This window comes from Agarivorans sp. OAG1, assembly GCF_037076485.1.
Taxonomy (GTDB): domain Bacteria; phylum Pseudomonadota; class Gammaproteobacteria; order Enterobacterales; family Celerinatantimonadaceae; genus Agarivorans; species Agarivorans albus.
Map to the genome: position 1 here is coordinate 618,353 of NZ_AP028990.1, position 13,666 is coordinate 632,018.

General features: G+C 43.5%; 12 protein-coding genes. 10 read left to right on the top strand and 2 right to left on the bottom strand.

What is annotated here, in order from left to right; translation table 11 throughout:
- The first annotated feature begins 17 nt into the window (after positions 1 to 17).
- From OAG1_RS02945 to OAG1_RS02985, 9 genes are all read left to right on the top strand, one after another.
- On the top strand, positions 18 to 1,364 hold the full coding sequence (locus tag OAG1_RS02945; RefSeq protein ID WP_338623788.1) for a phenylacetate--CoA ligase family protein: 1,347 nt from the start codon (positions 18 to 20) through the stop codon (positions 1,362 to 1,364).
- Positions 1,354 to 2,481, top strand: coding sequence for a glycosyltransferase (locus tag OAG1_RS02950; RefSeq protein WP_338623790.1), 1,128 nt, complete (start codon positions 1,354 to 1,356; stop codon positions 2,479 to 2,481). The genes OAG1_RS02945 and OAG1_RS02950 overlap by 11 nt, the downstream gene beginning before the upstream one ends.
- A 97-nt stretch (positions 2,482 to 2,578) precedes the next feature.
- Positions 2,579 to 3,211, top strand: a complete 633-nt coding sequence (locus tag OAG1_RS02955; protein WP_338623792.1) for a polysaccharide deacetylase family protein — start codon at positions 2,579 to 2,581, stop codon at positions 3,209 to 3,211.
- Positions 3,212 to 3,216: 5 nt separating this feature from the next.
- Positions 3,217 to 4,398: a glycosyltransferase family 4 protein gene (locus OAG1_RS02960; RefSeq protein ID WP_338623794.1), complete on the top strand. Its 1,182-nt coding sequence runs from the start codon at positions 3,217 to 3,219 to the stop codon at positions 4,396 to 4,398.
- Positions 4,398 to 4,922, top strand: a complete 525-nt coding sequence (locus tag OAG1_RS02965) for a serine acetyltransferase (protein ID WP_338623796.1) — start codon at positions 4,398 to 4,400, stop codon at positions 4,920 to 4,922. Before OAG1_RS02960 ends, OAG1_RS02965 begins: the two co-directional genes overlap by 1 nt.
- Entirely contained in the window at positions 4,923 to 6,095 is a 1,173-nt protein-coding gene (locus OAG1_RS02970) for a glycosyltransferase family 2 protein (RefSeq protein WP_338623798.1), read from the top strand. It begins immediately after the preceding gene.
- The gene (locus OAG1_RS02975) at positions 6,092 to 7,282 is read left to right on the top strand and encodes a hypothetical protein (RefSeq protein WP_338623800.1); all 1,191 of its coding nucleotides are present in this window, start codon (positions 6,092 to 6,094) and stop codon (positions 7,280 to 7,282) included. Before OAG1_RS02970 ends, OAG1_RS02975 begins: the two co-directional genes overlap by 4 nt.
- A gap of 37 nt (positions 7,283 to 7,319) precedes the next feature.
- A complete protein-coding gene (locus OAG1_RS02980) occupies positions 7,320 to 8,279 on the top strand; it encodes a polysaccharide deacetylase family protein (protein ID WP_338623802.1) in 960 nt (319 codons plus the stop codon).
- A gap of 80 nt (positions 8,280 to 8,359) precedes the next feature.
- Entirely contained in the window at positions 8,360 to 9,904 is a 1,545-nt protein-coding gene (locus OAG1_RS02985) for a hypothetical protein (protein WP_338623804.1), read from the top strand.
- Here the strand turns inward: OAG1_RS02985 and xrt are convergent.
- Both xrt and OAG1_RS02995 read right to left on the bottom strand, forming a co-directional pair.
- Entirely contained in the window at positions 9,881 to 11,317 is a 1,437-nt protein-coding gene (gene xrt / locus OAG1_RS02990) for an exosortase (RefSeq protein WP_338623806.1), read from the bottom strand. The genes OAG1_RS02985 and xrt overlap by 24 nt on opposite strands.
- A gap of 3 nt (positions 11,318 to 11,320) precedes the next feature.
- Positions 11,321 to 12,724, bottom strand: coding sequence for a TIGR03013 family XrtA/PEP-CTERM system glycosyltransferase (locus OAG1_RS02995; RefSeq protein WP_016404019.1), 1,404 nt, complete (start codon positions 12,722 to 12,724; stop codon positions 11,321 to 11,323).
- A 283-nt stretch (positions 12,725 to 13,007) separates the two neighbouring features.
- On the opposite strand from OAG1_RS02995, the gene OAG1_RS03000 reads away from it, so the two are divergent.
- Entirely contained in the window at positions 13,008 to 13,649 is a 642-nt protein-coding gene (locus tag OAG1_RS03000; protein ID WP_194164229.1) for an XrtA/PEP-CTERM system exopolysaccharide export protein, read from the top strand.
- Positions 13,650 to 13,666 lie beyond the last annotated feature (17 nt).

Here is a 13,666-nt window from a genome sequence, read left to right on the forward strand (position 1 = left end):
GGATATGGAAGTCAACGATGGCCATTTACCCATCTTTTTTACGAAGCTGCTTAATGCCCGCCTACGAGGCGATTAAAGGCAAAGACTTGTTAAAGCATTTAGGTGCTTATGAGCAACGCCTTTCATGGACTAAAGAGCAGTTGTTAGCTCATCAATGGCAAGAGCTACAAAAACTGCTGCAGCATGCTTACCACAATACTCAGTATTATCCTCGGGTTTGGGCTGAAGCAGGCATTAAAGATCCGCGTGATATTAGCAACATGCGTGACTTTGAGGCTTTGCCGATAGTCACCAAAAACGATATTAAGCAGCACTATGCTGAGTTTGTTTCGAGCAAACATCCAAACAATATCCGTAAGTCCACCGGTGGCTCTACCGGACAGCCTTTTCACTTTGAGCTGGACCTCAACAGCAATACTCGCCGAGAAGCTGTTATGTGGCGAGGTTATGGCTGGCTAGGCGCAGGACTAGGTCAGAAAACCTTGTACCTATGGGGGGCCGACTTAGGCCAGCCTTCGCGCTTTAAAACCATTAAAAATGCGCTTTACCACGGCTTTTATAATCGAAAAATGCTCAATTCTTTTGCTATGACTCAAGAAAACAAACAAGAGTATGTTGATGATATTAATGCCTATAAGCCAACAGCTATGGTGTCTTACGTAAACCCGCTTTATGAGCTGGCTCGTTATATTAACGATCAAGGAATAAAAGTGTGGCGCCCCAGCACTATTTTAACTGGGGCTGAACCTTTACATGACTTTCAACGAGAAGAGATAGAGAAAGCTTTTAAAACGCCGGTGTACAACACTTTTGGTTGTCGAGAATTTATGTTGATGGCGGCAGATTGCCAAGAACAACGCAATTTGCATATGAACATCGACCACTTAGTGATAGAAACAATCGATAGCCAAGGACAGGTGGTAACAGAGACCAGTGGAGATCTCTTAGTTACCGATCTCTATAACTATGGGATGCCCTTGATTCGTTATGTAAATGGCGATCGCGCAACGATTAACCATCAGGCCTGCAGTTGTGGAAACCCTTTACCAATTATGTCTAGCATTGACGGGCGTAAGCTAGACATTATAAAAACGCCGTCGGGTGGCAGTATTCCTGGCGAGCTGTTTCCACATTTATTTAAAGAGTTTGTCGGCATTTCGCGCTTTCAAGTTGTTCAACAGCAACTTGAGCAAGTCACTCTAAAAATTGTAGCTAATGAGCAATTTAGCGAAGCAGATAAAACCGCTATTAGTGATGAAATAAACAAATATAGCAATGGTGAACTGATGCTTAATTTTGAGTTAGTGGATGATATTCCGTTAACAGCCAGCGGCAAACACAGGGTAACTATTTGTGAAGTCTAAGCCAGCAATGGTGATTATCACCAATTTATACCCTCTCCCTTGGGAACCTAATCGCGCTAAGTTTAATCATCAGCAATTTGAATTGTTAAAGTCTGAGTATCAGTTAAGCCTGTTAGTTCCGGTAGCCTTTCCTGAATGGTTTAAACATCGTAAGCAGATTAAACAATCAGAAGAGTTACGTTACGCTCCGTATTTTTACACACCAAAAGTGGGGCGTCGTTTCTATAGCGTGATGATGTTTTTGTCTTTGTTATTGCATTCTGGATTGTGGTTAAAACGCAAGCAAGTCAAAATCTTAATGGCAAGCTGGGCTTTCCCAGAAGCAGTTGCAACTAGTTGGTTAGCTAAACTGTTTAAAGCTCGCTTTTTCTTTAAGGTACATGGCAGTGATATTAACCAGTTAGCAAAAGATCCTGCACGTGCAAAACAAATAAAAAATGCCAGTCAAAGTGCATTGGGTATCTTGTCTGTATCGAAAGCTTTAGCTAAGGAAATGCAGCGGCTAGGGATAGAGCAATCCAAGGTTTCTGTTATCTATAATGGCGTCAATCATCAAAAGTTTGGTGGTGAAAGTGACAAACCAATAGCGCAAGACTACATCTTATATGTAGGGAACCTAAAGCCAGACAAAGGCGTTGTAGAGCTCTATGAGGGCTTTGCTAAAATTGCCGCTAAACAGCCGGCATTAAACCTGGTTTATGCTGGTACTGGTGCCAAACGAGCGACCATTGAGCAACAAGCGCAAGCTGATGGCTTAACAGAGCGAGTGACATTTTTGGGCTCTGTTGCCCACGCCGATCTACCAGCTTGGATAGGCAATGCTGAACTTCTCGCCTTGCCTAGCTACGCAGAAGGGGTGCCTAATGTTGTATTGGAAGCGATGGCGGCTGGCACACCAGTATTAGCTACTGAGGTCGGGGGCATTCCCGAGGTGATGGATACTCGCTGTTGTGGCGTGCTTATCCCGCCGAAGAGTTCGTCGGCGGTGGCTGAGGGGCTAGAGCTGATACTGGATAAACAGTGGGATAAACAGGCGATTAAGCAGCATGCTAGTCAGTTTTCTTGGTCGCTTAATCAACAACAATTTCTCGCAATGTTGAAAAATGGTGAAGTTTAAAAGATAAGTTAATAATTTGCTGGGGCTAAGCAGGTATTTTGTTACACTAACAAGCTTGCTTAAGCTCTTAGTATTGGCACAAATGGATTTGTAGTTAATGTTGAATAAGATCAAATATCTTATACGTAGTAAAGTTCTGCCTGATAGTTGGTTTCTGATTAAAAGAAGCCCACGCGAGGCTGCGCTTTATTTAACCTTTGATGATGGACCTTATCCAGAGTACACCACCGCTTTATTGGCGCTGCTTGCTAAGCATCAAGCTAAAGCAACTTTCTTTGTATTAGGGGCGCGAGCAGAAAAATTTCCTGAGCTCACACGCCAAATTGCTGAGCAAGGTCATAGCCTTGCCAACCATTCTTACAATCATCCCCGCTTTGATCATATCAGTGCCGCTGAGCGCAAGTTGCAGATAGAACAGACCAATAACGCTATTCAAAATCTTACTCAGCAACCGTGTCGCTTATTCCGCTCCCCGCAAGGACGTTGGAGCAGTTCTATACTGGTTTATTTGATTCGGCGTGGGATTACTGCGGTGCATTGGAGTCGCGACTCCTTAGATTACAAAAAAGAGCCTAGTGCAACACTAATAAAACGCTTTAACGAGCAACCAGTAAGCGCAGGCGATATTATTTTATTTCATGATGACAACAACCTTTGCATTGACGCTCTAGCGGAATTGATTCCCAAGTGGCAAGCGCAAGGTTTTGAACTTAAAGCATTGGAGAGCTGAGTTAAATGAACATTTTGTTCCACCACCGAACACGTGGCCGAGGAGCCGAAGGTGTACATATTCGTGGTGTGGTTAAAGGTCTACGTGAACTAGGCCACAAGGTAAGCATTTTATCTCTGCCTGGTGCTGATCCGGAAGAAGAGCTGGCGGTACCGAAACAGCAGCAAGCGGCTAAACCGCCTGCTAAAAAGAGCTTATTTTCTCGCCTAGCTGAGTTAACCAAACATACCCCGGAATTTGTGTTTGAACTGTTTGAGCTGGCTTTTAATGTGTTGGCTTGGTGGCGCTTACGTAAAGCGGTTAAAGAGCAGCAAATAGAGTTTGTTTATGAGCGCTATTCATTGTTTATGTTTGCCAGTGTGTGGTGGGCAAAGCGCCATAACATCCCGATTGTGTTGGAAATTAATGACTCCTGTTTAGTGCATCGTGTTCGTGAACTATTTTTTCAACGTTTTGCTCGCTCAATTGAGAAGTGGATTTTTAGTAACGCTACTGGTTTAGTGTTTATTTCTAGTCGCTTTCAACAAGTTGCTCAAGATGCTTACCCAAATATTGCTCCCTCAGTGATTTCGCCAAATGCTGCAGATTTAGATCAGTTTATTATCGATGATGCTGCTGCTTTAGCCTTACGCCAAAAGCTAGAGGTAGAAGATAAAGTTGTCGTTGGCTACGTTGGTGCTTTTGTACATTGGCACGGTATCGACTGGTTTGTTGATTTGATCGCTGAGCGCCTAAAAGATTATCCCAACATTGTTTTATTGTTGGTAGGCGATGGCGTTTGTTATCAAAGTATTAAACAACGCATTGCTGATGCAGGGGCAGAGAAGCAAATTATTATGCCCGGCAGAGTCGCCCATGACCAAGTGCCGACCTATTTATCTGCCATGGACTTTGGCATTTTGCCGGATTCAAATGACTATGGCTCACCGATGAAACTGTTTGAGTTTATGGCTATGGGCAAAGGTATGGTTGCTCCTGACTTTACGCCTATTGCTGAAGTTGTAGCCGACGGCGAAACCAGTTGGTTGTTTAAAGCAAACGACCGCGAATCTTGCGTAGAAAAGGTGCTCAGCCTTTCTTCTCAAGTGGAACAACAGCAGCAAGTTGGTCTGCAAGCTAGGGCTTATATCGAGCGAGAAAGACAGTGGCGTCATAATGCTGAACAACTATTAACCTTGGTGAAGTGATGGAAAATATCAAAGCTGATTTTCGTCGTAAGCAAGAAATCTTCAGATTAGATGGTGCGTCTGTAAGCATGCTGAGGATAGTGATGGCAGATGGTTCTAGCGCCAATATTATTTATCGCTGGATGCGTTGGTGCGCCAATCATAACTTGGGCTTGCTTGCCTATTTCTTCCAATGGCTGAATAAGTTTATGAATGGTTGCGTAATTGGCTCTGGTGCGGAATTTGGCCCAGGTTTTGTGATTATGCACCCAGTAGGCATTGTGATTAATTCTAAGGTAAAGGGCGGTAGTAACATTACTTTAGAAAGTGGTGTGGTGATTGGTGATGAAAAGGGCAAATCACCGCGTTTAGGCTCTGAGCTATTTGTCGGTGCCGGCGCCAAAATTATTGGTGACTTAGATGTTGCCGACCAGGTAAAAGTTGGCGCCAATGCTGTGTTAACTAAATCTGCAGAAGAAGGCGCAACCATGTTAGGTATTCCCGCTAAAGCATATCTCCGAAAGTCAGCCGAGATGGAGCAGTAAATGGAATTGTTATTTTGGTTGGCAGTGGGTTTAATTGGCTACAGTTATGCTGCTTATCCAGTTGTATTGCTAATGATTAGCGGTATTAAACAAGCGGTTCGTGATACCCGCTATCTCTGGCGTCGCCGAGAACGCCGTTCACTAGAAGCTAAAGAGTGGCCGTCTGTTTCAATTATTATTGCCGCTTATAATGAAGAGAGTTGTTTGCAGCAACGGGTAGACAATTTACTGCAACTTAGTTACCCCAAAGACAAACTTACCATTCACATTGGCTCTGATGGCAGCACGGATAAATCTGCAGAAATTTTACAAGCGGTGGAGGCGAGTAATTTTAAAGCCCATATCTTTGAGCAAAATCGCGGCAAGATAAATGTACTTAATGACTTGGTGGAATTGGCCGAAGACCCGATTTTAGTAATGTCTGATGCCAACACCCATTTTGAAGATGACGCTATCGAAAACCTAGTTAGGCACTTTGATAGTGACGACATTGGGGCTGTTTGTGGGGAACTGCATTTAGTTGATTCGGAGTCAGCTGATAACAAAGACGGCATCTACTGGCGTTATGAACAAATGCTTAAGTTTCATGAGTCGCGTTTAGGTGCTCTACTCGGGGCTAATGGTGCTATTTACGCTATTGCTAAACCCTTATATCAGGCGCTACCTGCCAACACCATTGTTGATGATTTCATGATTGTGATGAACGTGTCTAAGGCGGGGAAAAAGGTTTTGTATGAACCAAACGCGGTAGCGTTTGAAGAAGTAGCACCTTCACTACAGGATGAAGAAAAACGTCGAATTCGTATTGGTACTGGTAATTACCAAGCTTTTACTCGTTGTTTGTGGGCACTAAATCCACTGCAAGGAGCACGCTTTTTTGCTTACCTTAGCCATAAAGTGTTGCGCTGGTTTACCCCGCATTTAATGCTGATTGCCTTGCTGTGTAACCTAATGCTGGTGGCTAAGCCTTTGTATGCCAGCTTGTTGGCCGTTCAATTGGCCGGCTACTTGGTGGCAGCTTGGGGGAACAGTCGCAGTAAGCGGGGTAAAAGCGTACCTGGCAGCATTGCGTTTCTAACTTTTTTTGTATCTATGAATATGGCTTTATTAAAAGGCTTCTACTCATTCTTGTTTAAAAATGTGCAAGGCACATGGCAAAGGACATCACGGTGATAATCTTTTTAGCTTTAATAGTATTGCTGCTAGTTGGCGCAGCAGCGGTAACCTTAATTATTCGAAAGAAGCACATGCATTTATGGTTACCTCATTACCTAAAACAAAAGTTTAGAGCTAAGGCAAAATTTGAAGGGCCAACCCACGTATTGTTTTGTTTTGTCGATCACTATGAGCCGCAGTGGGGCAAAAATATTAGCCTTGAGCAAGAGCGAGCGCGTGTGGACCGCTGGTTTAATGAATACCCGGTAGTGGCTGGTAAACACCAAGATGCAGATGGTTGTCACCCTAAACATTCGTTCTTCTACCCAGAAGAAGAGTATCGCTATGAACACTTAGCAAAGGTAGCCGATATTTGTGCGCGTGGTTTTGGGGAAATTGAAGTTCACCTGCACCATGAAGACGATACCAGTGATAATTTACGTCAAACCTTGGAGGGCTTCACCGAGTTATTGCATGAAAAACACGGTGCCTTTGTACGCAGTGAAGAGACTGGCAAGCTGCAATACGCGTTTATTCACGGAAACTGGACCTTAGATAACTCCCACCCTGAGGGGAAATTATGTGGCGTAAATGATGAGTTGATTGTGCTACGGGAAACAGGTTGCTTTGTTGATTATACCTTCCCATCTGCGCCAAGTGTTACTCAGCCCGCGACGGTGAACGCGATTTATTATGCTAAAGATGATCCCCATGCACCAAAGTCTCACAATACTGGGAAAATGGTCAAAGTAGGCGGTCAAATGTGGGGTGATTTAATGCTAATTAATGGCCCGCTAGACCTTAACTGGAGAGCGCGTAAAAAAGGCATCTTCCCACAAATTGAAAACTCGGATATTCGCACCAGTATGATGCCGACTAAAGATCGTGTTGATTTGTGGGTTAAGGCAAATATTCATGTCGAAGGTCGACCTGAGTGGCGCTTCATTAAGATCCATACCCATGGTACCCAAGAAGCAGACATGCCCACTTTGCTAGGTAAACCTTTCGATGACATGTGTAGTTACTTGGAAAGCAAGTATAACGATGGTGAAAACTACGTATTGCACTATGTGTCGGCGCGTGAAATGTACAACATGGCTAAAGCTGCCGAAGCTGGTGAGTCGGGTAACCCAAATCAGTATCGAGACTATCTAGTTAAAGCGCCAAATTATAAAACTTTAGATGAGCATACGGATGCTGAATAAAGCCAAGATACGGCAATTTTTTTTCGGTAAGCGTAGTGTGTCTCAAAAGCGCTGGCAGCAACGTGTGCCTGGCATTTATGTATTCAATTATCATCGAATTGGCGATGCACGCTTTAGTGAGTTTGACCCTAACGTTTTTAGCTGTACCGCAGAGCAATTTGAACAACATTTGCTGTTTTATAAACAAGAGTTTGAAGTATTAGATGAAGCCGCGTTAATCGCTTTATTGGACTCGGGTGAAGCAATTACCAAACCCTATGCCTTAATCACATTTGATGATGGCTATATCGATAGCTACCAGCATGCCTTTCCTTTATTAACAAAACATCAGCTTAGCGCAGTGTTTTTTGTGGTGACTGAATACACCAATGGTGGCATTTTTGCCTGGTGGGACGAGGTCGCTTGGTTAGTTAAGCACTGTCAGTCTACTACATTAAAACTAAAGCACTGGTCCCACGCAGTGGACTTAAGTGGCAAAAACCAAACTCAAAATATTCGCAAACTGCTTTATGCCTTCAAGGAAGACCATAGTTTCTCCATGGAAGAGAAGTTAGATATGTTAAAAGCAGAGTGCAAAGCGCCTCCAATGCCCAGCTCACATAGCTTGTTTGCAAACTGGCAGCAGCTAAAGGAAATGGCAGAGGGTGGAATGACTATTGGCTCTCATACCCGCAGCCATCCGATTTTAGCGCATTTATCACTAGAGCAGCAGCGCGAAGAGTTAACCCAATCGCGAGATTTCATCGAAAGCAAACTGGGTACTGCGGTTTCTATGCTTGCCTATCCAGTAGGGCGAACTGACAGTTTTACTGAGCAAACCCAAGCGCTTGCACAAGAGTGTGGCTACCGTTTGGCATTCTCCTTTATGAATGGCATTAATACTCAACTAGATGCGCAGAGTGCTTACCAGTTAAAGCGGATCTCAGTAGACGGCAATAAAGAAGTTGATTCGCTGAAAGTACAAGTTATGGAGTTAAATACCAAGCATCGAGCTTAACTAGGCTTGCTCAACCCGTACATTTGCACTTAACTGAATAAGCAATTGTAAACGCCTTTTTCACATAGAGGATATGGAATATGCAAGGATTTGCTATTAATGCTTCAGGCATAGTCTGGCGGCCGTTAGTTGTTTGTTTACTGATTTTGGTGGCTGCTGTTAGCAATGTGGCAAAAGCAAGTGTTGAGCTAAATGTTAAAACTCTCCCCAGCACGAATAAGTTCCATTACATCGTTATTCCATTTCCTAATTTTACCGTCTCAGAACAACAGGGCTTTACTCTGAAGCAGCAGGGGGTAAGCCTTAAGTTTACCGCTCATGCCCATTTACTTTGGCCAAAACTTAAAAGCACTGCATTCTATCGAGGTGTATTGTTTAAAGTTGAAGGTTTGGAACAAGGCAGTGTAGAGCTCAGTTGGGGAGAAGGTTTGGCGAAGCCGGACCAAGCCCTAAGCTTTGAAGAAGCTCAGCTAGCAGAGCTGCACTACCCAGAAAATTGGCTCAATAAGGCGCTGTACTCCCCGCTAATTTATAACGCTAATAATATTGATTGGGGTTGGTTAGACAATGCCTATTGGCGTTACGCGGCTTACAGTGCCGATGAAGCTATTATTGAGCAGGTGAGTAAACCTAAAGATCCCGCTAAGAAAACCACATTACCCACTAATAGTGCAGCGCCCTGGTTGTATGACCGACCATTCACCTTCTATCAGCTGTATTTTAAGACTGCAGACCCAGTTTGGAAGAAAACAGCTCACCAGCAAGCACAGTTTTTTATGAGTCAGCTCGATGACAATGGTGATTTTGCACTAAAAGGCTCGGCCGATCTTAAATACATGTTAAGTAGTGGCCTGCTAATTGACTACCTTTTCTATCCACATCGGTCGACCAAGCTGGCAATTGAAAAAATGACTCAAAAAGGACTGGCTTGGCCAGCCCGCTATTCAACTCAATTAGGCTTTTGGACAGAACGTCATCTGTCAGTTGCTTTAAGTTTGGCGTTAAACCAATGGGAGTTACATAGCGATGAGCAGTCCTATAAGCGGGTAGAACAGCTACTTGAAGGTATCCGCGAGGATTTATGGGTGAGCGCTCCGGGGCAAGGTGGTTGTATAAAGCACAGTTTAAAAGCCCATTCTAATAAAAACAGTAAAGACATGGTGTGTTCTCCGTGGATGTCGGCATTGGTGGTAGAACAGCTGTGGCGTTACTTTTGGATGACTGATGATCAAAGAGCAGCGGATATGATTATCGACTTTTCTGACATGCTGCTACATCACGGTTTATATACAGTGGAGTACAAAGGTAAAACTTTGTACATTCCGGATTACTTGGTGTTTTTTAAGCAGTCTATTTTTCAAGATAGAAACTCATGGACCGAGCGACAACATGCTTGCGATGTAGCCGGTATGGTTTACAAAGGGGTGTATCTAAAACGACAGCGTCAACAAGATGAGTTCTTGCTAGAGCTGCTTGCTCAAGAATTGCTGAACACCTGTGAGGGCACAATGGACAAGAAAGGGAAAAAAGCCATGAGTAATCCCAACTGGTCGCTAAAACCTCTTAGAAAGTTTAACTGGTGGTTTGCCAGCAATGGCTCGTTAACCTGGTTGTTGAAACAATAATTGGGTGTCTTGGTATTTAAGTAATTGCATCGAGAGCGCCTGTTTGGCTTCACGACAGTCGTTGTCGACACACAAGGCAGAAGCGGCCACAATTGCGCTTTGGCGTTGCCCTGAGAGTATCTCGCTAAAACGTTGAGCTCGCAGAGCAGAACGATTTGATACCATGCCTTTAGCGCCTGCATAGCTATAAGCTAACACGCCAGGGCGGTTGGCTGCAGAGCGGAAGTAAACGAAGTTAATTGCTTGTTCTGTCTCTGAGCTATCAATTCGCAGATTCTCAGGTACTACTTCATTTAAGTAAAATGAGGCTTTGTTGTCTAAGCCTAAGCCACTAAACAAAAACACCCAATGATTGAGCTCTACTTGATTAACACTAAGGCTTTGTTGCTCAACAGATTGGTACTGAGCTACCTGAAGGGCTGGGTGGTAACTGGTTGTTGCTTTAGTATCTTGGGTGTTTAATTTATTGGCATCCCATACTGGCCAATCAATTAGGCTGGGTGAAAAAATCAATAGCGCCAAAATAACAAAGGCTAAACCGCGAACTGAAGGGCCTTCTGTTTGCTTTACTTTGGTTTGAGCTACTAACTCGCTGGACAACTTCCCACCAACGTAAAAAGCTAATAACAAGTATGGGATATATAAATACCAGCCAAGGTTGTTATGATCATAAATTATTTCGCTTTGCATCTGAGTTTCATGGCCAATCAAAATGATTGTGATGATCCGAACCCAGTTAACGATTAACGCGCCAAACATGCAAATAGCAAAAAAGATTAAAGCATTTTTAACACTGCGAATATTGAAATAGATATATAACAAACACAAAAACAAAGAAGTAATAAAGTAGCGTAAGCCACTACAGCCGTTAGCTATTTCGAATTGCCCTGAAGGAATTGACACTACATTCCCTTCAAAGTAACTAGGAACATGGGTATAGGCCATAACCATCTCTACAACGGTGGTAGATAAGCTTTGTAAAGGTGGTGACAAAATGCCCCAAATCGGAGTGGCAAACAGGAGCACCAAGGCATACACATAAAGGCTTTTGTGGTGTTTGAAGATACTCAATAAGCTAAATAGCAAAACAAAGGGTAACAGCGCTCTAACGGGCAAGCTAATTTGGCTTAAGTAAAGCAGCAACTCTATGGCTAAACTGGCAATTAACAATACCAACCACAAGCTAGCACCTTGACGAAACTGCAGTTGTTGACGGCAATCGTAAAGCACATACAGAGCAACAATTGGGATCAAGAATGCATGCGAGTAGGTGCCATCATCAAAGCTATAGCGCCAAATATCTAATACTACCGGCCAAAAGAGCAAGGCAATTAAGGCGGTAGTACCAAGAACAACAGCGGCTTGAAGTAAGCCGCTGTTGTTTAGTTTGTTGCTTGACTCTGTTGCTACCAAAGATTAACGCCCTTTTCCGAACAAAATAATCTCTGCAGTGCGCACTAGTATCAAAAGGTCGAGTAGGAAGCTTCGGTGCTTGATGTAGTAAAGATCAAATTTTAGCTTCTCAAGTGCATCCGCTTCAGTGCTTCCATAAGGGTACTTAAGCTGTGCCCAGCCAGTTAAACCTGGTTTAACGTTGTGGCGCTGGTTGTAATAAGGGATTGATAATACCAACTCTTTTACAAACGCAGGGCGCTCAGGACGAGGCCCAACAAAACCCATATCGCCCACCAATACGTTATAAATTTGCGGCAGCTCATCGACGCGGTATTTACGAATAAAGTTACCCACTTTGGTTACCCGAGGGTCTTCTTTTTGCGCCCATTTAGCCCCATCTTTTTCAGCATCGGTGCGCATACTACGGAACTTGTAAATGTTAAATGGTTGACCGTTTAAACCAATCCGTTCTTGCGAGTAGAGCACGGGGGCTCGAATGCCTTCCTCTAACTTAATCATGATGACGGTAATTAGCATCAATGGCCAAGTGAGGAACAATACGATCAGGCCTAAGAAGGTGTTACATACCCAATCTAAAGAGCTACGTAAATAGTTGGTAGAATGGAAACCATTGCTGTAAATAACCCATGAAGGGTAAATAAGGTTTACTGCAATTTGCCCTGATTCGCGCTCGATGAAGTCGATAATATCGGTGATTTCAACTCCACGCAGTTTACATAAAAATAAACTATCTACCGGCAAGTTGGCGCGCCGCTCATCGGCTGCAATCACTATTTCTTCTACGCCGTTGGCCAGTACAAATGACTCTAAGGGTTGATCAAGCTCGAGAATAGTTTCGCGTTGAATACCGTCATCAGAATCACCAGGCATACGAATGAAACCAGCCATTTCAAAGCTTACGCGGTCAGATTTACGGCGCATACGTTTTTCAATAATGCTGGCGCGTTCACCGGCTCCTAACACCAAAATTCGTTTGCGGCCCATATGCTCATATTGCATTTTAAGCGCAAAGTAGCGAATAGTGGTTAAGCCCATCATGACTGCGGCATATAGCAGTTCGCGGAAATTACCAGGAAGAACATCTAAAGGCGTAAGTACATAAATAACCGAAGATATGAAATAACCTAAGGCAATACTTACTAATAAACGGCGTATTACTCCACGAAAGGTTTCACGAATTTTCTGGTTATATAAGCCAACTGACAATATTGACAGTTGTATTGGAAAGGTAAATGCCAAACAGTGTAATAACAGTATTCCTTCACCATAGGCGGGGATGCCTTCAAAGCCGCTAAAGCGGAGAAGTTCAACACCAATGACAAAAACCCCGATGAGCACCAAAAATTCGGCAAGAATGATCGCTCTACTACCGGGATCTAGATTATGAAATTTCGAACCAGCCACGCTTCTTCCTTGAAACAAGATATTAAATATAGTTTTAAGACTAATCAGTATACCGAGATTTAAACGCAGAGCCACAAAAAATCGGTGTTACTTGTGCCCAGCTAGTTAAACCTAAGTTTGTTACCTGCACTTTACATTTCCAACAGCCAGTAGATAAATGTCGATATATTAAAACTATTTAGCTCAAGAGATTTACAACATGCGCGCTCGCACACTATCATGGAAAAAAGGACCACCTCAATCAATGTTATTTTGATGGACTCTCAGCGAAATGGACAGTGCTATGAAAAAACTCAACCAAGTAGTAATTAAATTGCTCTCGTTTATGGCGATAGGGCTTTTCCTAACCGCCTGCTCGAACAACCTACCTACTTTACCTGGCGCGTCGGTTCATCCGTCGCTTACTGCTAACCCAGCTGATTACAAGTATCTGATTGGCCCAGGTGATGAACTCAACATCTTTGTATGGCGTAACCCTGAAATATCGGGCACCTTCATTGTGCGTCCAGACGGCATGGTGTCTACCTCACTAGTTGAAGACTTAGAGGTATCGGGTAAAACACCAACTGAATTAGCTCGTCTGATTGAATCAGAATTAGCGGAGTTTATTCGTGATCCGATCGTAACTGTTACTGTTGAAGGCTTTATTGGACCATTTAGCGAGCAGGTTAGAGTAATTGGTGAAGCTTTCGAGCCTCAAGCAATTAACTATCGCGAAGATATGACGCTGCTGGATGTGATGATTCAGGTAGGAGGTCTAACAGAATACGCTGATGGCGATAACGCCCGCTTAGTTCGAGTGGTTAGCGGTGAGCAGCGTTCATATAAAGTACTTGTTGGTAAATTGATTCAAGACGGTGAGATTGAAGCCAATGTAGACGTTCTTCCTGGTGATATTATCATTATCCCAGAAGCATGGTTTTAGTCGGAGTAGTCGTATAA

Excerpts from the sequence above, each read along its gene's own strand:
- OAG1_RS02945 (WP_338623788.1), top strand. The coding sequence starts at position 18 with ATGGCCATTTACCCATCTTTTTTACGAAGCTGCTTAATGCCCGCCTAC.
- OAG1_RS02955 (WP_338623792.1), top strand. The coding sequence starts at position 2,579 with ATGTTGAATAAGATCAAATATCTTATACGTAGTAAAGTTCTGCCTGAT.
- OAG1_RS02960 (WP_338623794.1), top strand. The coding sequence starts at position 3,217 with ATGAACATTTTGTTCCACCACCGAACACGTGGCCGAGGAGCCGAAGGT.
- OAG1_RS02965 (WP_338623796.1), top strand. The coding sequence starts at position 4,398 with ATGGAAAATATCAAAGCTGATTTTCGTCGTAAGCAAGAAATCTTCAGA.
- OAG1_RS02970 (WP_338623798.1), top strand. The coding sequence starts at position 4,923 with ATGGAATTGTTATTTTGGTTGGCAGTGGGTTTAATTGGCTACAGTTAT.
- OAG1_RS02985 (WP_338623804.1), top strand. The coding sequence starts at position 8,360 with ATGCAAGGATTTGCTATTAATGCTTCAGGCATAGTCTGGCGGCCGTTA.
- OAG1_RS03000 (WP_194164229.1), top strand. The coding sequence starts at position 13,008 with ATGAAAAAACTCAACCAAGTAGTAATTAAATTGCTCTCGTTTATGGCG.